General features: G+C 38.0%; 17 protein-coding genes. 4 read left to right on the plus strand and 13 right to left on the minus strand.

The window, feature by feature from the left end:
- Nucleotides 1-170 precede the first annotated feature (170 nt).
- On the plus strand, nucleotides 171-854 hold the full coding sequence (locus PATL70BA_RS07165; protein ID WP_125136733.1) for a TIGR00266 family protein: 684 nt from the start codon (nucleotides 171-173) through the stop codon (nucleotides 852-854).
- A gap of 917 nt (nucleotides 855-1,771) precedes the next feature.
- On the opposite strand, the gene PATL70BA_RS07170 is transcribed toward PATL70BA_RS07165, so the two are convergent.
- Nucleotides 1,772-2,218, minus strand: a complete 447-nt coding sequence (locus tag PATL70BA_RS07170) for an Hsp20/alpha crystallin family protein (protein ID WP_125136734.1) — start codon at nucleotides 2,216-2,218, stop codon at nucleotides 1,772-1,774.
- A gap of 189 nt (nucleotides 2,219-2,407) precedes the next feature.
- Here PATL70BA_RS07170 and sdaAB point away from each other — a divergent pair, with 189 nt between their 5' ends.
- Both sdaAB and sdaAA read left to right on the plus strand, forming a co-directional pair.
- A complete protein-coding gene (sdaAB, locus tag PATL70BA_RS07175; protein ID WP_125136735.1) occupies nucleotides 2,408-3,079 on the plus strand; it encodes an L-serine ammonia-lyase, iron-sulfur-dependent subunit beta in 672 nt (223 codons plus the stop codon).
- Nucleotides 3,080-3,088: 9 nt separating this feature from the next.
- Complete coding sequence (gene sdaAA / locus PATL70BA_RS07180) at nucleotides 3,089-3,970, plus strand: L-serine ammonia-lyase, iron-sulfur-dependent, subunit alpha (protein ID WP_125136736.1); 882 nt, start codon at nucleotides 3,089-3,091, stop codon at nucleotides 3,968-3,970.
- A gap of 126 nt (nucleotides 3,971-4,096) precedes the next feature.
- On the opposite strand, the gene truA is transcribed toward sdaAA, so the two are convergent.
- From truA to PATL70BA_RS07230, 11 genes are all read right to left on the minus strand, one after another.
- On the minus strand, nucleotides 4,097-4,840 hold the full coding sequence (gene truA, locus PATL70BA_RS07185) for a tRNA pseudouridine(38-40) synthase TruA (RefSeq protein ID WP_125136737.1): 744 nt from the start codon (nucleotides 4,838-4,840) through the stop codon (nucleotides 4,097-4,099).
- 13 nt (nucleotides 4,841-4,853) lie between these two features.
- Nucleotides 4,854-6,914, minus strand: coding sequence for an ABC transporter ATP-binding protein (locus PATL70BA_RS07190; RefSeq protein WP_125136738.1), 2,061 nt, complete (start codon nucleotides 6,912-6,914; stop codon nucleotides 4,854-4,856).
- An 8-nt stretch (nucleotides 6,915-6,922) separates the two neighbouring features.
- Nucleotides 6,923-8,686 carry an ABC transporter ATP-binding protein gene (locus PATL70BA_RS07195; protein ID WP_243115990.1) on the minus strand — a complete coding sequence of 588 codons (1,764 nt, stop codon included), beginning with the start codon at nucleotides 8,684-8,686 and terminating at the stop codon, nucleotides 6,923-6,925.
- Between the two features lie 55 nt (nucleotides 8,687-8,741).
- Nucleotides 8,742-11,063: a beta-galactosidase small subunit-related protein gene (locus PATL70BA_RS07200; protein WP_125136739.1), complete on the minus strand. Its 2,322-nt coding sequence runs from the start codon at nucleotides 11,061-11,063 to the stop codon at nucleotides 8,742-8,744.
- 186 nt (nucleotides 11,064-11,249) lie between these two features.
- The gene (locus PATL70BA_RS16245) at nucleotides 11,250-11,402 is read right to left on the minus strand and encodes a hypothetical protein (RefSeq protein WP_172596149.1); all 153 of its coding nucleotides are present in this window, start codon (nucleotides 11,400-11,402) and stop codon (nucleotides 11,250-11,252) included.
- A 70-nt stretch (nucleotides 11,403-11,472) separates the two neighbouring features.
- Nucleotides 11,473-12,489 carry a LacI family DNA-binding transcriptional regulator gene (locus PATL70BA_RS07205; RefSeq protein WP_125136740.1) on the minus strand — a complete coding sequence of 339 codons (1,017 nt, stop codon included), beginning with the start codon at nucleotides 12,487-12,489 and terminating at the stop codon, nucleotides 11,473-11,475.
- A gap of 32 nt (nucleotides 12,490-12,521) precedes the next feature.
- Complete coding sequence (locus PATL70BA_RS07210; RefSeq protein WP_172596150.1) at nucleotides 12,522-12,875, minus strand: PilZ domain-containing protein; 354 nt, start codon at nucleotides 12,873-12,875, stop codon at nucleotides 12,522-12,524.
- 1 nt (nucleotide 12,876) lies between these two features.
- A complete protein-coding gene (locus tag PATL70BA_RS07215; protein WP_125136742.1) occupies nucleotides 12,877-14,430 on the minus strand; it encodes a tetratricopeptide repeat-containing diguanylate cyclase in 1,554 nt (517 codons plus the stop codon).
- A 23-nt stretch (nucleotides 14,431-14,453) separates the two neighbouring features.
- Entirely contained in the window at nucleotides 14,454-15,335 is an 882-nt protein-coding gene (locus PATL70BA_RS07220; RefSeq protein WP_125136743.1) for a hypothetical protein, read from the minus strand.
- A 78-nt stretch (nucleotides 15,336-15,413) separates the two neighbouring features.
- Nucleotides 15,414-16,334 (minus strand): thioredoxin-disulfide reductase, encoded by a 921-nt coding sequence (trxB, locus tag PATL70BA_RS07225; RefSeq protein ID WP_125136744.1) that lies wholly within the window; start codon nucleotides 16,332-16,334, stop codon nucleotides 15,414-15,416.
- 25 nt (nucleotides 16,335-16,359) lie between these two features.
- Entirely contained in the window at nucleotides 16,360-16,761 is a 402-nt protein-coding gene (locus PATL70BA_RS07230) for a response regulator (RefSeq protein WP_172596151.1), read from the minus strand.
- A gap of 149 nt (nucleotides 16,762-16,910) precedes the next feature.
- Between PATL70BA_RS07230 and PATL70BA_RS07235 the strand changes: the two genes are divergently transcribed.
- A complete protein-coding gene (locus PATL70BA_RS07235; protein WP_125136746.1) occupies nucleotides 16,911-18,200 on the plus strand; it encodes a bifunctional folylpolyglutamate synthase/dihydrofolate synthase in 1,290 nt (429 codons plus the stop codon).
- On the opposite strand, the gene PATL70BA_RS07240 is transcribed toward PATL70BA_RS07235, so the two are convergent.
- The gene (locus PATL70BA_RS07240) at nucleotides 18,195-19,118 is read right to left on the minus strand and encodes a tetratricopeptide repeat protein (protein WP_125136747.1); all 924 of its coding nucleotides are present in this window, start codon (nucleotides 19,116-19,118) and stop codon (nucleotides 18,195-18,197) included. The genes PATL70BA_RS07235 and PATL70BA_RS07240 overlap by 6 nt on opposite strands.
- Nucleotides 19,119-19,212: the final 94 nt, after the last annotated feature.

The raw sequence follows: 19,212 nt of genomic DNA on the forward strand, positions 1-19,212 counted from the left end.
GAGTTGCATCTTCACTTTTGCCTGTTAAGGCAAAAACCAACTTCATTATAGCAAATTGGCCGTTATGGGACAAGCGTCTATAAATCTCATTTACACTTCCTTCTTTTTTTTATCCGAAAGTGGTAAAATAAAGTAAGTAACTTAAAAATAATATGAGGAGGTAACGCATTATGAAGTATGAAATCAAAGGACAATCACTGCCGGTCGTAATATGTACTCTAAACGCTAATGAAACCTTGGTTTCTGAAGCAGGTGCTATGGGATGGATGAGTGACTACATCACCATGGACACCAACATGAAGGGTGGATTAATGGGTGGACTTGGAAGAGCTTTTTCCGGTGAGTCCGTTTTCCTTAATACCTTTACTTCAAAAGCAGACAACACCATCATCGCATTCCCATCTTCTTTTCCCGGAAAAATAGTAGCAAAAGAGCTAAAAGACGGAGAATCTATTATCTGCCAAAAAGGTGCTTTTTTAGCCGGTACATCTAATGTTAAGCTTGAAATCGCCTTTAGGAAAAAGCTTGGCGCAGGTTTTTTTGGTGGTGAGGGTTTTATTCTTCAAAAAATCACAGGACCCGGGTATGTGTTCTTAGAGTTTGATGGTCATGTTGAAGAGTATATTCTACAACCCGGTCAGACTTTCAAAGTGGACACCGGTAATGTGGCAATGTTTGATGCATCCGTTCAATATAATGTTGAAATGGTCAAGGGACTTAAGAATATTTTCTTAGGTGGCGAAGGTCTTTTCTTAACCACACTTACCGGCCCCGGTCATGTTCATCTACAAAGTATGCCCATTCAGAATCTGGCAGCACAGATGACCCGTTACTTTAATACTAGTTCAAAATAGATTAATTATTGGGAACAAAAAGTCTGTCTCAAAACTACCCACTACGACATCTGTTTGTATAACTTATTTTATGAGACGAAGGCAAGTGCTTGTGCGCTTGTCTTTTTTTAGTAACTATCTACGACTGTAACCATATAGGATAATCGTAGATATAACACACAGCTTTTCCTTGCCTTACACTTCGTACGGTCAGCGGAAAAGCTATGTATCACATCTACTCGATAATAGGTCGTCATTTCGTCAATAAAAAACACTGCTCAATCATCCTTCCTTTTTTAATTTTCAAGGAAAGTCATACTTTAGTATTCAGCCTTGAAGCGTGGCAGAATACGTCAAGGACCTTTCCTATCAAACCATTCAGAAATATGAGCAGAGCTCATAGCGAAGCGAAGCTTCTTTATCTTGCATCCATGTAAAAATGAAGGACGTTCTACATCCATGTAGAACTGTGATTGATCAGCGCTTTTTCTTTCCTCATTCGGTTTCGCATATACATTTTTTTAATAAGCTTAAACTCATATTCCATAATGCGATAAAGAAATCAGTAATAGCGTAATAAGCCCACGTCGACCATGAAGTTCCTGGAACTGACTGTGTGACTAGGCTCATAAGAAAGTAACCTTAAGCATCATGTCAATCTTCAAGACATGATGCTAATATGAAAACTTTCTTATGAAATTTGCAAGACAGCAGGAAGCTGTCCGCCGACTTTTGGTGCAGGACGCACCAACCGGAGGCCGTAGTCATACAGACTGTGGAAGGGTTTTCATGGGACCCACCTTTAAAAACACATTCATAATGCCCTGAATTTATTAGATAGCAAAACAAAATAACGGCATAGCCGCTCTCAACGACTATGCCGAATTTCAAAAACTATAATTCCCTATTAACTTTACTTATAAGACAGTCTTCATTAATTATTTGACTTCAATTCGAATACTATTATCCACTTCTTCTTTCTTAGGTGCTACAATGGTCAAAACACCATTTTCTAACTTAGCACTAATTTGGTCACCTTGAATGTCTTTTAATCCAAACATTCTTTGCATAGAACATATTCTTCTTTCTCTATGGATGTAATTGGCTTTTTCTTCATCCATTTCATCCTTGCATTCTACTTGAATTAAAAGTTGATCATCCTTGTAGTCAATCCTTAAGTCCTCTTTTTTTACACCTGGAAGATCGGCTTCGAGTATGTATTCTTGGTCATTGTCCTTGATGTCAATCTTAAATGAGCCATTATTCAGAGCTCTAGATTGAAACAATGAATCATTGAATACATCATCAAACATACTGAAAATGTCTGAGAAATCGTTGCTTCTCCTTGATACTTGTCCACGTGCATAAGGTGTTAATCTAAACATATAAATGCCTCCTTTAAATATTTGTTAGCACTCCTCTTTGGTGAGTGCTGATTATGCTTATAATATACACCCAACTTCGTCTTATGTCAACCCCTTTTTCCTAATTTTTCTTGTTTTTTTCTACTTAAAATATGATTTATACGTTATAATATAAACAGTATTCCACTCTATTATCACGAGGTGAAAGTTATGGAAAATTACTCTATTTTTGATATTATCGGACCAGCCATGATTGGTCCGTCAAGCTCTCATACAGCTGGTGCCGCAAAGGTTGCTTATATTGCACGATCCATTTTTGGTAAGCCCATTAAAAAAGCTACCTTTTATCTCCATGGCTCTTTTTCTACCACTTATAAAGGTCATGGTACAGACAAGGCTCTAATTGCCGGTGTTTGTGGCATGCGTCCTGATGATCCAAACATTCCATTCTCTTATGAAAAAGCAAAGGATATGAATATTGAAATTCAGTTTCTAAAGATAAACTTAGATGACGTTCATCCCAATACAGTCAAAATAGTTTTTGAAGGCTTGGACGGATTGACACAATCTATTATCGGTTCTTCCATTGGGGGCGGTAAAGTAAGAATTATTTCTATCGATGATATTGATGTAGCCATCACAGGCAGTTATGCAACCCTCATTACCCAGCACTTAGATTTACCCGGTTTTGTGGCAGATATCAGCCAGATTCTTGCCAAGCATCATATCAACATTGCCTTTATGAAGGTCTTTCGTGAAACCAAAGGAGAAAATGCCGTTATGGTTATTGAAACCGATGATGTCATACATAAGGATGCTTTGGAAAAGATTAGTGCTTTGGGTGCTTTGAATAAACTGACTTTTTTTGAGGCGATACAATAGGAGGCCACCATGAAGATAGCAACTGCTAAAGATATTCTACTAATAAAAGAAACCCATAATCTCAATCTATTTGAGATTGCTCTACAATATGAGGTCTCAAATAGTGATTTGGATCAAGGTGTCATCGTAGACACAATGGCACGCCAGTGGCAGATTATGAAGCAAGCCATTACACTGGGTCTAGATCCTGATAATCAACACCTCCATGGTAAGATTTTAGGTCGTGAAGCCATTAAGCTTAAGACATCTTTTGAATCCGGCAAATCCATTTGCGGAGAAACAACATCAAAAGCCATTATGTATGCCCTTAGTACTATGGAAGTCAATATGGCGATGGGGCAGATTGTAGCTGCACCTACAGCAGGTGCCAGTGGGGTTTTGCCCGGTACTTTAAAAGCACTTCAAGAAACCTATCATCTGGAAGACAGCAAAATCATTGAAGCCCTTTTTGTCGCCGGTCTCGTTGGTATGATCATCGCCAAACAAGCAAGCATATCCGGTGCTAAAGGTGGGTGTCAAGCTGAGATTGGGTCGGCTGCTTCTATGGCTGCGGCTGCAACCGTCTATGTACTAGATGGAACTATGGAACAATCTTTTGACGCAGCCGCTATTGCCATTAATAATATGATGGGACTTATCTGTGATCCTGTGGCCGGACTGGTAGAAGTGCCCTGTCACAAAAGAAATGCTCTAGGTGCCGCCAACGCACTTTTGTGCGCTGAGATGGTTCTGGCAGGTCTTCCTTCCATGATTCCCTTTGATGAAGTGGTACAAGCCATGAAACAAGTAGGCGATTTATTACCTGCCTGCCACCGTGAAACCGCAACTGGTGGTATTGCCATCAGTAAAACTGCAAAAGCCATTGAAGCCAGAATTATGAATGATGAATAATATTAATATAAAATTAAAACCGCCCTACAGCTTATTCGTTGTAGGGCGGTTTTATGAGTGACTTTTCATCTTTAACTTGTGGATTACCATCACTAAGTAATTTTATAACTGCTAGAGTTAAGTTTATTAATATATTACTTCCATGAGGCAGAGTCCTTGTGCAGGTGCTGTGTAACCGGCTTCACTTCTGATTTTGGAGGCAAAGACCTGATCAATGGTGTCGTCATGTCGAAGGCCAAGACCAATCTCAATGAGTGTCCCAACCATGATTCTTGCCATATTGTATAAGAAGCCACTGGCATTGATAATGATTTCGATACGGTCTTCATCTTCTATAATATCAATAATATTAACTTTTCTTGTTGTTGTTTTCTTGGTTTTATCACTGCAGAATCCCTTAAAATCATGCTCACCAATAAATTTGGTTGCTGCAACCAACATAAGGTCCACATCGACCTGTTCTTCAAGTCTGTAAACATATTTACGTTCAAATAAAGGCATCGTCTGTGCATTGGCTTTCCATAAAGTATATCGATAGGTTTTACTTATTGCGGCAAAACGACAGTTAAAATCTTCATCTACTTTGTATACTTCCTTAATGATGATATCTTCAGGTAAGACCTTGTTCAAATTGTATTTAAGATTTCCCGGTTTTTGCTTGGATTTTGTAATGAAGTTCACCACTTGACCAAGGGCATGCACACCTTTATCCGTTCTGCCTGAACCGATCACCACAATTTCTTCGCCTAGATATTCACTTAAGGTACCTTCCAACTTACTTTGAAGGGTGTTTTTTGCATTCTTATTTTTTTGCCATCCTTGATATTTGGCACCGTCATAACCAATAATCATTTTATAATTGTACGCCATGTGACCTCTTTTCTTAGGAAGTTTTTTCTTCCAACTCCTGATATTGTAACTGATACAAGTTATAGTATAAACCTTTTTTGCTCAGTAAAGTTTGATGGTTACCTATTTCTTTAATACGACCTTTATGTAGAACAACAATTTTGTCTGCATGTTGAATGGTGGACAATCGGTGTGCGACCACCAAAGTTGTACGATGTTCCATAAGCTTTAAGAGGGCATCTTGAATCAACACTTCTGTTTCCGTATCAATATTAGCGGTTGCTTCATCAAGCACCAATACCGAAGGCTTATAGGCCAATGTTCTTGCAAAAGATAACAACTGCCTTTGACCTGCTGACAATGTAGCCCCTCTTTCAAAAACATGTTCATCATACTTGTTCGGCATTTTTTCTATAAAAATGTGGGCGTTAACGAATTTCGCTGCTGCGACTACATCTGCCTCACTTATGCTTGCTTCACCAAGGCGTATGTTCTCTTTGATATCTCCGGTAAAGAGAAACACGTCCTGTAACATTTGTCCCACATGTTTTCTTATTGCATGTTTATCCAAGGTCTTGATGTTGTGTCCATCCAGTAGAATTTCACCTTGTTGTATATCATAATATCTGGTGAGTAGGTTGAGTATAGACGTTTTTCCCGCACCGGTTGCACCCACAAAAGCTACTGTTTCTCCTGGATTCACAGTAAAAGATATATCCTTTAATACATATTCATCCTCATTATAGGCAAACCAAACATTCTTGAATTCAATATGTCCTTTTACAGATTCCAGCGCTATCGGATTGTCTATGTCATCAATACTTTGATCATCATCCAGCAGTGAGAATATTTTCTCTGCCGCTGCAAAAGCCGATTGAAGGATGCCAAATTGTTCTGCCAGTTGTTGAATTGGGTCAAAAAAGTTCGATATATACTGAAGGTAGATGACTAAAACCCCAATGGTTAAAACACCACTCATTACCTGATAACCACCATAACCAAGTACCATGGCTAATGACAATACATAGATCAAATACATAGTAGGTCTGTAAACGCCAAATACCATTAATTCTTTCATATTGGCTTTAAGCAACCCGTCATTGATTGCGTCAAAGGCTTTTAACTTCGCTTTTTCTTTCCCAAAAATCTGAACGATTTTCATTCCGGATATGTGTTCCGATAAAAATGTATTCACCATAGATACCTGACGTCTCACATCACGATATGCTTTTCTTGAGTATTTTCTAAATATCAAAGTAGATACGAGTACTAGGGGCAAGACAAGAAAAACTGCAAGGGCAAGACGCCAGTTCAGAACTACCATCATAACGGATATTCCGACTAGGGTCAAGACACTTTTTACTGAGTTGACAATGACACTGGTGTACATTTCGTTTAAGGTCTCTGTATCATTGGTTACACGGGTCACCAGCTTACCCACCGGATTCTGATTAAAAAACTCAATAGAGCGTCCCTGAATATGAGCAAAAATCTCATCTCTTATCTCATAGATAATCTTTTGACCTGTATAATGCAGCAATATGGTCTGAAAATAAGCAATTACAAGACCTGCAATCAAAATGATAATAAAAAATACCATTAATCTAAAAAGTTCTGTATAATCCGTTGACCTTAAGAGATCAATCTCCTCCGGTGTTAATCGTAAGGCACTATAGGTCAAACCTTGATCTGTGACAAATGCACCGTTAGAATCTATACTGCCTTCTTCTTCTTTTATGCTTAAGGCTTCCTCATACATAAGATTATCAACAAGATAGTAATCACCCTCTTCATAGATAATCGTAGCTTTTGGTGCTTCCTTCATCGTATTATCTTCATCTTCTATATAGCCGGTTCCAGCAATCACAGAACCTTCTTCAGGGGCCACTTGGCTATAGATCTTCTGATAATTAACAATAACTTCATCAATTGCCTGACCTATAATGATCGGCCGAATCAATTCAATACCCACCACCACCACCAAAAGTATCATGGATAGTGTTATGGCAAAATAATGTTTTTTGGCATATTTAAGCAGTCTTTTTAGTAAAACACCATCATAACCCTTTTCTATGGTTTGATCCTCTATATCCATTTTGCCACCTACCCTTCCTCTATAATTTCTTTCTCAAGCTGTTGTTGTTTAACCATCTCATAATATAGGCCTTTGTTATCAATCAATGTTTCATGATTGCCTTGTTCGACGATGCGACCATCATCTAGAACTACAATCAGGTCTGCATGTTGTATCGTGGATATCCTATGGGCTATAAGAATCTGGGTTTGATGACCTCTTTGATTTTTTAGCATATCCAATATGGCTTCTTCCGTCTTTGTATCCACAGCTGATACAGCATCATCCAAAATCAGAATCGGAGCATCGCTTAATAAAGCTCTCGCAATGGAAATACGTTGTTTTTGGCCACCGGATAAAGTTACACCGCGCTCGCCTATAATGGTATCATAGCCTTCTTTAAATTCTACAATATTGTCATGAACACAGGCTTGTGTTGCTGCATCTTTTGCCTCTTCTTTTTGAATGTCTTCTTTTGCAAAACCTATGTTGTTGATGATTGTATCTGAAAAAAGGAAATTGTCTTGGGGCACATAACCAAAGCTTCTCCTTAATCTTTCAAGGGGTAAATTAAGTACATCCACACCACCAAGAAAAACTGTGTTTTCAGGTGGATCAAAAAGTCTTAGGAGCAAATTAGCTAAAGTGGTCTTGCCACTCCCTGTACGTCCGAGTATTCCAACGGATTGTCCTGCTTCGATTGAAAGACTTATGTCTTTAAGAACCGGCTTTGCATCAGCTTTATAGGCAAAGGTCAAGTCTTTCATCTGAATGCTACCGCTAAGATGGGCCACCTCTACTAATGCTTCTTTGTCAACGACCGTACTCTTCGTTGCCATGATTTCTTCATAGCGGCTTAGAGAAGCCATACCTTGAGACACAATGTTAATACACCAACCAAAAGCCATCATAGGCCATACCAAAATCAAAATGTACTGAACAAAAGCCACAAAATCTCCTAAAGTGATTTCACCTCGGATGGTCATTCTACCCCCAAGTCCAAGGGCGATTGCAATTGACAACCCACTAATGAGCGTTACCAAAGGCATCATAATTGCAAATAGCTTTACAACATGCATGTTCTTATCGTAATTGTGCTGATTGGCCACATTAAACTTTGATATTTCATAGGCTTCCTTGACAAAAGCTTTAATAACACGCATACCGGATATGTTCTCTTGAACCAGGTCGGACAAGTGGGCAAAAGCCTCTTGCTTGTCCTTAAACCTTTTTCGTATGAACTTGCCTAGAATCAGGCTCCCAATAGCAATCACCGGTAAAGGCAAAATACTTATTAAAGTTAATTTCAAGCTAATGGTGCCAATCATCTTATAAAGTACAAGTACTGTTAATATAACTGCATCCAGTGCCATTAAAACACCCGGTCCCACCATCATACGTATCGCATTCAGGTCGTTGGTGGCATAGGCCATTAAATCACCTGTTTTATGCTCATTAAAAAAGTCGGTGGATAAGGACTCCAGTTTTACAAAGTAATCTCTTCTCATGTTTTTCTCTATATGTCTGGAGGTACCAAATATATAATAGCGCCAAGCGAAACGACCAATCGTAATGATAATACCGATAAGCATTAACTTCGCCAGTTCTCTCATGAGTAAAGGCATGGTTAGAACACCAAATTGAAGGTCATTGGTTATGTTCCCGGTAATCACCGGTATGTTCAACTGTATAACATCTACTACAACCACGGCCAATATGCCTAAAATATAGTGCCCTATGTACTGTTTCATATAGCCAATCAGTCTTTGGCCTTTGTTAATTACTGGATCCATAATTGCCTCCGTATCCTTCTGTCTATGCCTACTTGTCATTCCTAATTAAGGGAAACTATAATGCTTCCATAAATAAAAATCGATAGCTACCGGTGTGCTTAATAAGAAGGGTTGTTGTTTCTTGATCAGGCGTAGTAAAACTTGCGTCAAATCCATTTTTGTCCATACTCTCCACCATAATCCCTTCACCATCTATTCCCGTTACAGTCATCCACCGAATGTCTTTATATGTGCCTTTTTGAAAATCCCTATTGCTCTCTTGGTTTTTTTCTAATAAATCCATTTGATATAGACCCATCTGCATACTTGTTACAAGATCTAAGTGACTTGGATGCGGTCCTCTACCAAACCAGTTAACCTGATTTCTTGGCGTTATCAAAGTTATCCTAGAACCAAGTCTCTCGAGCTGATCCTTTTGCTCCCCTTTATAATAAATATTAAGCTCTCCAGTTGAAAAGATCTCATATTGGATTTGCATCAACGATTTGATATCTTTAATTTTTACATCAAAATATAGATTCACTTGAGAACCTTTTTTTTCAATTCGGTATGCTTTGACTTGTTCTTGTGACATCTCTTTGTCTGCACCTGCACTTTTTGCATCCGGCCCTTTATCAAAGTCTAATAAACCCTTCCATATAGGTTGAATAGGTTGTGCCAACAAAGCTTTATGATCTACCTTGATTTGTGTGATATGACCTGTTTTTTTATCGATTTCATAATATGTCTTTTCACCCCTGACCTCAATGGTCTCTTCGGCTTCTTTTAGTGTACAATTGATACTGGATTTGGGCATATAAATGTCCGGATTGTAGTCTTCTTTCTCAAACTGCTTACTGGCAAGTACATGTCCTTTCTTAGCCCACCACAAATCTTTTGTAAGTAGGACCTCAAAAATAATATGGTACAAAACAGTCTCATTTTTTAGATTCAACCAAGATTGTACAGTACCTGTGATAACCTCGCCGGGTTTTATACAAACCGTATCTAAGCATTCCTCCATAATCGGCGTACCGTCTTCTTGTATGATGACACGTACTTCAATATCTTCTGCCAACAGGTTCGAAGGCTTAATGCTGTAAAAAGCTGTCTGAGCATCAAAACTGATACTATAGGGTTCAAAGGCTTTTTTGATTTCATACGCTAATGGCTGAATTTCATAGCTCTTTTCCCCAGAATGATTTTTATTTGAGAAATAGTTTTCGAAATCACCTATAAAGCCACCATGCCACCTGGTATAAGCGTGCATGCTGTACATTACCGACTGTACATTTATAAGCTCTTTAACGCTTATTTGTCTATTTGTACATAAAATAGCAGGTTTTTTCTTATAGGCCATTGCCATATATTCATCCATGCCTTTTGAGAAACGACGGTCTTCAAGCTGGACCATATCATCTCGAATATCAAGGCCTTTTCCGATTCTTTCTATTGTTTTATCATGTAATTTCTCCATAACAAATACATCACTTATGAGAAATTGCCCATCATTATGAATCATACAGGGACGGCGGTCATCAAGGGCTATCAAAACTTTTTTGGCCGCAAGATTTTCATTTTTATTTTGTGTGTTTTCTAGTGACCACATTATGATGCAAGGATGGTTTCTCTTTTGACCGATAACAGATACCGCTCTTGAAATGATCCCTTCTTTATGATTCTCCAAGCCACTTACTTCTGTGACCACAAAAAAGCCTAACTGATTACAACACTCAAAGAAATCATTGCCAACACAATCGCCGTTTACTTTTAGGGCATTTATATTATGTTCTTTTAAGAGCTTAAGGTCTTTTCTATATGTCTCTGTATTATTTGCCTTTCTCAAGTCACCACCATAGTTAATGCCTTTTATCAATAATGGCTTGTTATTCAACCATATTTTTTCGCCGCTGATTTTTATGTCTCTGAATCCGTATTGGAAGCCTGCTACTTGAAGGGTCTCGTCAAAATGATCTGTCATCACCACAAGTACCTCATATAAATTCGGTTCTTGATCTGACCACAGCTTTACAGTACTTATTGGCACCTCAAAATAACCTTTGGTCGTCGTTTTACCTTGGGCAACCATCCTAATATCCATGGCTCCTATGGGTTCTTGATCTATATCTTCGTATAGGTATAATTTTATTTTCATCGGAACTTTTTCATCTAGTAGGTTGCAGACTCGAATGTTAACTTTCAATATGGATCCAATATAATCCTGGTCAAAATCACACCTTAAATAAAGATCCTCGATATGGGTCATGGGATCAATGGGTTTATCTGTTTGAATCTTCTTCTGCCAATCTGATATAGAATCATAAACCCTCATCTTGCAACGACCTTCATATTCTTTTTCCATGACCGTAGCATCGGTCTTTTTCTTAATTAAAGCCATTCCTACTACCTCCAATACAAAAGCTCTTCCATCAACACTCCATATTACTTCGTTCCCTCATTATACCTTATGAAGGCTTCTTTGCCTATGGAGAAAAATTCTATACGCGTTGGAGAACAAAGAGGACAAAAAAAGGGGCTGTTTCTTTAAAGGGTTCATCCCTTCAAAGAAACAGCCTTTACTTTTCTATTTAGCAATTGGTCCACCATGTTTTTTTGAATCAAAGGCCTCATGTTCCTTGCCTGACTTTTTCTCAGGTCGTAAATGGCTATCTTGATGGCCTCGATTCTTTTTCTCATCAATTACCTTTTTTAGTTCCTCTTCTGTTTTTTTCTCCATAACAATCACTCCTTTTCTATACATGATTATAACATGAAAGTATGACCGCCTTGTGTCTATGACTTACCTCTTAACGGCGAACATAGTCCAACGTTGATTCTCTTTCTATATAATTTGCTTCAACTATGATGTTTCTTTCCATCGTTGTATTTTTCTCTAATTGGTCTATAAGTACTTGAGCTGCATAATGACCGAGTTTCTCTGCATTAATATCCACCGTCGATATGGTCGGGTTATTGTATATGGATAAAGGTGTATTGTTAAATCCTGCAAAAGCAACGCCTAAAACACCTGCTTCTATCGTCGCTTTATAGGCACCATAGGCAACCGTGTCATCGGTCCCTACAATGGCGTCAGGATTAATGATTTTTAGCATTTGCTTCATGGCCTCATAAGCCTTCTGTTCTGTCGGCTCGGCCTCAACGACGAGCCGATCATCCCAATCAATACCGTTTTGTTCTATGGCTTGGCGATAACCTCTAAGACGATGACGATAAACAGTAAATTGTTGCTCCCCACCGATGTAAGCTATTTTTCTATGACCTTGCTCAATTAAGCGGTTTACGATATTCTCCATGGCCATTACATTATCATTGTCAACCCACAATACTTTATCCCGCTGGGCTTCCGGTCTACCAATAACCACAAAAGGTTGATCTCTTTTCATGAGTAGATCCACACTTTTATCTTTAATTCTTGTAGAAGTAAGTATGATGCCGTCAACCCACTTACTGTCCATGTAATGCCGAATGGTTTCAACTTCTTCTTCTTCACTTCTACAATAATTATACATTATATAATAGCCTTTTTGTTTGGCATAAACACTAAGACCACGCATCACTTGCATAAAAAATGGATTCTCAAATACTTCTTCATCTTTACTCGGTAAAATGAGACCAAGCGTATAGGTGACTCTATTGGCTAAGCTTCTGGCAATAATATTGGGTTGATAGTTCATCTCTTTCATGGTTTCAAAAACGCGTTTCTTGGTAGCAACGCTTATTTTGGGACTATCTGCAATCACCCTTGAAACCGTGGAAGGAGATACCCCTGCTTTTTTTGCTACATGTTTTATGGTTACGTGCATATCGGCACTTCCTAACGTCACAAAATTTGTTGTTAATCTAGGTTCTCTTCAACCGAAGCTTGGTACTCATCCACTTTTTTGGAAAGGAATTCTGCAAGACCAACAAATTCACAACCGTATAAGTTGGTTCCGTCATGATCGACTTTTCTTACAATTTTTACAACACAATAGAAATAATTCAGCTTATCAAAATCGATTCTTGCATCAAAGTAATAACCTAAAGGTAACTCAGATTCACATTCAAATCCGATACCTGTCCTTGATATGTTAACAACATGAATTTCCTTATTAACCATTGGAATAATTTCATGATCCTGTCTAAATAATTCGTTGATGGCCAACTCGAGTCTAATTGGTAAGCGTTTATTCTTTCTTCTTTCTTCCATTTCATTTCTCCTCTTCATCCGGTACATAGCGACAACACCTATTACGACCTAGGTCTTTGGCTAGATATAGACCTTGATCTGCTATATGTATCATTTCTTCCGATGTTCTTGGGGAAAGGTATCTATTATCTGCAACACCTATACTTAAGGTGACCGGTATCGGTTTTTTATCAATGACCAACGGTTCATAAGCTAAGCTACTAATGAATTCATTGGCCTTTTCCTCAGCATCGTCTATGTCTGCATCTATCATCAGTACCATAAATTCATCTCCGCCAAATCGACCAATGATAGAATCAGAATCCAAAGATTCTTCACAAATCCCACTGATGTGCTTAATGATTTCGTCCCCTACAAGATGACCGTATGTATCATTTATCTTCTTAAAGTGGTCAATATCCATGATAATTGCCGCTAAGTTCCGATTGTGCTCTTTTGCTATACTAAACTCTTCTCTCAACTTCAAGGTGAAGTATTTTCTATTATAGACGCCCGTCAGATAATCCTCTATTGCCGATTGATGAAGGTCATCGTTTTGTCTTGCCAGCACTTCATTCAGCCGTTCTAACTCATTTGCTTGTTCTTGGATTTTTCGATTCTGTTCTTCCAAGATGGCATATTGTTCTTTTAACAAATCAGTTTCGGTATTCTTTTTATTCATATCATATTGAGCTTTTAGTTTGGCGACAGCACCCTGCTTTGCATCCTCGGATAATATGTCGGAATACTCAATATAATCTTTCAGTTCGTAATAAGCTTTTTCAAAATCTCCGGTCTTGACATAAATCTCCGATAAAATACGTGTTGCTTCTGCAAGTTCTGCAATATAACCATGTTTCAAAGAAATGACCTTCGATGCTTTAACTTGATTGATAGCCTCAAGGTAATCGCCTTCAATAGCATAAATCTCTCCTCTATACATATAGGCTTCAGCTCTTGAAAAACGACTGCTTCCAGGTTTTAGGGCTAAAAAAACCTGATCTAAATTCATTTTTGATTTCTCAATTTGGTTGGTTCGAAGGTAACTTAGTGCCAAATTGCCTTGTATAATGGTAAGCAGATCATAAAATCTATAGGTGGCTGCAAGTTCCACTGCTCGTTCTAAATGAGGAACCGCCATTTCAAATGACTTGGTCGTATTATAGAAAAATCCATAATTGTTCTCATTTTTTACTTCTTCTAATTTGAGATGATGATTTTTAGCTAGAATTTCTACCTTTTTAAGATAATTCAGTGCTTCTTCGTAATCCCCTTGTCGCGTATAAAGACTAATGAAAACATTATATGTTTTTATTAATTCACTAATATTGCCATCTTCTTCAATCACTTTTGAAAATTCAATGATATAGTTCATTGCACTGATGTAATCAACAATAAAATAGGATGCATAGGATAGAACTTCAAGGGATTTTCTCTCACTGGCCTTGTCATTCATGACTCTTGCTCTTTCAAGAAGCTCTTTACCAATCTTAATAGCACTTCTGAACTTTTCTTCTTCATATAGCCCAACCATTTCATCGTACATATATTGATTATCCGGAAATACTTGGCTCATCTTAGATACGCTCTCTTCCTTTATTATTCATAATCTTTTTTGAGTTGTGTACGAATTGTATTGGGGTTGATTTGTTTTAAAGTCCCTTCAAACTTGCTGATCACTTTACTATCATGAATACCATCTGTCATTTCATGATATAAGGCTTCCCATGCTTTGCCATCCTCTGGAAAAGTAACGCCGTATAAGAACAGTGCCCCCCTTGAAGGAGCCTCTGTTTTAATCTGGTCATAGGCATTCCTTACTTTGTTCTCAACTTCTACAAGAAAGTTTTTGGGTGTAAATGGACATAAGATCAAAATCTTGTTGGCTTCAAAGTACATCACAATATCTGTGGTTCTAAGCAATAGATTCAAGGTCTCTTTAAATAAAATCCATTGAGGTTGATCTAAGCTATGGTATTCTACCAAAACAAAGGATAGGGGATAATTACCACGCATGGCTCTATTGATTTCATCTCTTACTTTACTAATATCAATTTCTATATGATTTTGAATCTGGACTTTATCTTTGCTTGTAGGCATCAAAACTGAAGGCTTCTGAGTATCAAAAAAAGACAGAATCTTTTTGGATAAATGGGTTCGATCCATCGGTAGGACAATGATATCTTTGACCTTAAGCGCTAAAGCATCATCAATGACATGCTTAGAGTATTTGTGGATTAGGACAATAGAACGTACTTTTTCGGTATCAATACGACGAATCAGATCTAACGATGCCTCATAGTGGTTTTCATCTAACTCTTGTATATATAGATCAATCTGATCCTTGACCAAGTTATATTTGAAGTTTAACTCGCTGTTATTGAAAACCTCTAAAAAATCATGGCCGTTATTCACTAAGATACTTAATATATCATTTTTTACCTGTATGGTATAAACATGAATTAGTACTTTTTTCTCCACAAAAATCACCTCTCAATGATTATTTATCGGCAAATTCAGGTGATATATTAAGCATCTTTCCGCGTTATTTAGGACAAGCTAACTGTTCGTTACCAAATAACGCTCCGCTGCATAAACTGAAATTGCTCCATCCGATGCAGCGGTTATAACTTGACGTAAACTTTTTACTCTTAAATCGCCGGCTGCAAATACACCCGGTACACTCGTAGCACAATCTTCATTGGTCTTAATCCATCCTTTTAGATCTGTTTCAACTTGATCCAATACTAATCCTGAGTTAGGATCACTTCCGACGGCTATAAATACACCACTAACTTCAATCATCTGTTCCTCATCGGTCAGTCTGTTCTTTACATGGATTTTTTCTACCATTTGATCACCAATGATTTCGGCAACCTCACTGTCCCATATAATTTCAATATTTTCGATTTTGAAAAGATGTTCTTGTAATACCTTAACGGCTCTAAGCTCATCTCTTCTATGAATCAAGTAGACTTTTTTACATAGTCTGGATAAGTAAATAGCATCCTCAACAGCTACATCGCCGCCACCAACAACCGCTGTCACCTTATCTCGATAAAAGGCACCATCACATGTGGCACAATAAGAAACACCCATGCCTGAGAATTTATCTTCACCTTTAGCACCAAGCTTTTTCCAAGATGCGCCTGTCGCTAAAATAATGGTTCTTGCCTCGTAAGTACCGTCATTCGTTATGACTTTTTTAATTGGGCCGTCTGTGATAATTTCTGAGACTTCCTCACTCAAAAACTCAACATCTAATGTTTCAGCATGTTCCCTGAACATGTTGCTAAGTTCAAAACCCGAAGTGGCTTTGATGCCTGGGTAATTCTCTATCTCATAGGTATTAACGATCTGCCCCCCTGTAAAAGCTTTTTCAAGAATTACAAAAGATAGCTTTGCTCGGCTGGCATATATCGCTGCTGCAATACCTGCAGGTCCGGCACCAACAATGATTAAATCTAATACGTTTTCCATTTATTTACCTCCAATGTCATTCTGTCTAGCTTAATGCTTTCAAAATGGCTTCTTCTAATTTTTTTATTGTTACAGGTTTTTGCATAAACCCAACCACACCTTCCTCTAGAAGCTGTGTCGTGATATGCGCCATACTATACCCTGATAGTAAGATTACCTTGCTATTGCAATCTACTTGACAGATTTTACGATACAGCTGTAAACCATTCATTCTCGGCATCATCATATCCATAATAATGAGATCAATACACGTCCGATGATGGGTAAAAACCTCTAAAGCTTCTTCTGGTGATCTACATAGAACAACATTATAGCCCAGCATATCCAAGATATCTTTTAGTAGGTTTAAGATAACCACCTCATCATCCACAATCAGAATCGTTTTCTTGTCTAAATTCAGTCCTAAATGATTAAAATCATTTGACATTGCTTTTACCTCGTAAATTCTAACCCCATATCCCTCAAATCTACGCCGATGCATTCCAGTTAAATTATACCAATTCAACTCAGGGAAATCAATGTATCATATTGTGTTTTAGCTTTTTTTTGTATATGATAATCTAAAAGGAGACGACTATGACCTATCAAGAGAGTTTATATGCACTAAAAATAATAGAAACTGCTACGTATCAACCCGACCATCAGAACAGCCTTAACTTAATGGCTTATTTGAACTCACCTCAAAGCGCATTACCCATTATACATATCGCCGGTACAAACGGCAAAGGTTCCACCGCAAAATATATCCAAAATATTTTGACCCACGCCGGTTACACGGTTGGTACTTTTTTATCACCGCATATCCTGGATTACAAGGAACTCATTGAGGATTATGAAGGTGTTATTTCTGAGTCTGATTTTGCTAAAGGAACGGATTTGGTCCTTGATGCCTGCAAACGTATGGTAAACGATGGTCTTAACCATCCCACCGTGTTTGAATGTCTTGTTGCTATTGCCCTTGTTCATTTCTATCATAAAAAGCATGATTTCGTAATTATAGAGGTCGGTATGGGTGGTACATATGATGCTACCAATGTCTTTGAAGAACCATTGATGACCATCATCACACCCATTTCATATGATCATGAACAGTATCTTGGCACTTCACTTGAAGCTATTGCTAGCCATAAAGCCGGTATCATCAAAGCCAACGCACCTGTTATTATGGCACCCAATCCAATAGAAGTTGTTATGGCCGTCACTAGGAAAGTGAAGGATGTCGACACATATCTATACATGTTAGATGAAAGTCTCATAGAAATATCTCTACTCTATAATAGTATTAAGAAAAAGGTGATGAATATTAAGACACCTTTTTACACTTATAAAGGTCTATCAACCACCATGATTGGCAGACATCAGGAAATTAATATTGCGACTGCTCTACTGGCCATCCATGAACTCAAAAAAAATTGGCCTGTATCCGATTCAGCTGTAAAGTCAGGTATTGGCAACACGTATTGGACATGTCGTAATGAATGGGTATCTTATAACCCATTGATCTTAATAGACGGTGGCCATAATATTCAAGGTCTTACGGCTGTGAAAGATCTCTTGGACACCTACTGCAAAGATAAGACCATTATTACTGTTATTGGCATGCTAAAGGATAAAGATTATTTGGCCATGCTAACGCTGGTTGAATCCTTTAGCCATAAAGTAATTATGACATCACCCCTTAGCCCACGTGCTATAACGCCGGAACATCTGGATTCATCTATAAAAACAAGAGCCGAGTGGATAGAATCTTATGTAGAAGCTATTGAAAAAGGGCTAAGTCTCATGGATGATCATAGCGTTCTGCTCATTACAGGCTCCCTGTATCTGGCCTACCCTGCAAAAGTCTGGTTAGAAGATCATCTATAACTGCTGACTCTTTTTTAAGATTGCTTTTAATTTGGAAGATGTTTTGATCAGATGCTCTAACTCCTGATCCTCTTTCATGTAGGCTGACATCTCAGGATATTCTGTAAGTATTTTTAGCAACTCTTTTTCACAAGTATCTACATCATTCAGTTTTAGGTAACAACAAGCTCTATTATAGGCCAAGTATACGCTATCATCGCAATTTTTCAAACCGACACCAAAGACTTTAATGGCTTCTTCCAACATGCCCATATCTCTTAAAATGACGCCTTTGTTTAGATAAGCATAGCCGTATGTAGGCTCTTTTACTATCGTTTTGTTGAAATAATCCATGGCCAACTTATTCTGGTGGTTACGCATAGCTAAAACACCTTTGTTAAAGAGCACCATATAATGATCCGGTTCTACTAAGGCCGCTCTATTGATATAGGTTTCAGAAAGGGCATAGTTTCCTTTTTCTTCATAAAGGGCACTTAGATTCACCAGACTCCAAAAATCGTTGTCATCAATTTCTAGTGCACTTTGATAATGATGAATGGCACGTTCATGCTTACCTACTTGATCATAGGCGTATGCTAAGAAAAAATGCGCTCTCAAAAAAGTGGGGTCATAGGATAGGGCTTTTTCATAATATGGAATCGCCTTCTCAAAATCATCCAAATGGTCATATAATATAGCTATACCATAGTAGGCTATGGATTCTTGTGGATCAAGATCAATGACCTTTTCATATATATCCATAGCCTGATCGTAAGCCTCGAGTTCATCATATAGCAGTGCTAACTCTAGCATCCATTCAGTATCCCTTATGCCGGCAGTTAATGCTTTTTCATATAGGCTCTTCGCTTTTAGAAGCTCTCCTTTATCGTAATGCTGTCTTGCAATGACAATCATATTGTCTCTATGGTATTCTTTCATCCTAGTCCTCAATTACTCATCTTCCTACTTATTTTCTAAGTACCGTTACGCTTTATTCTATCACATATTATCTTGAACGTCTGATTATTTTTCC

It is taken from the genome of Petrocella atlantisensis (assembly GCF_900538275.1).
GTDB classification, from domain to species: domain Bacteria; phylum Bacillota; class Clostridia; order Lachnospirales; family Vallitaleaceae; genus Petrocella; species Petrocella atlantisensis.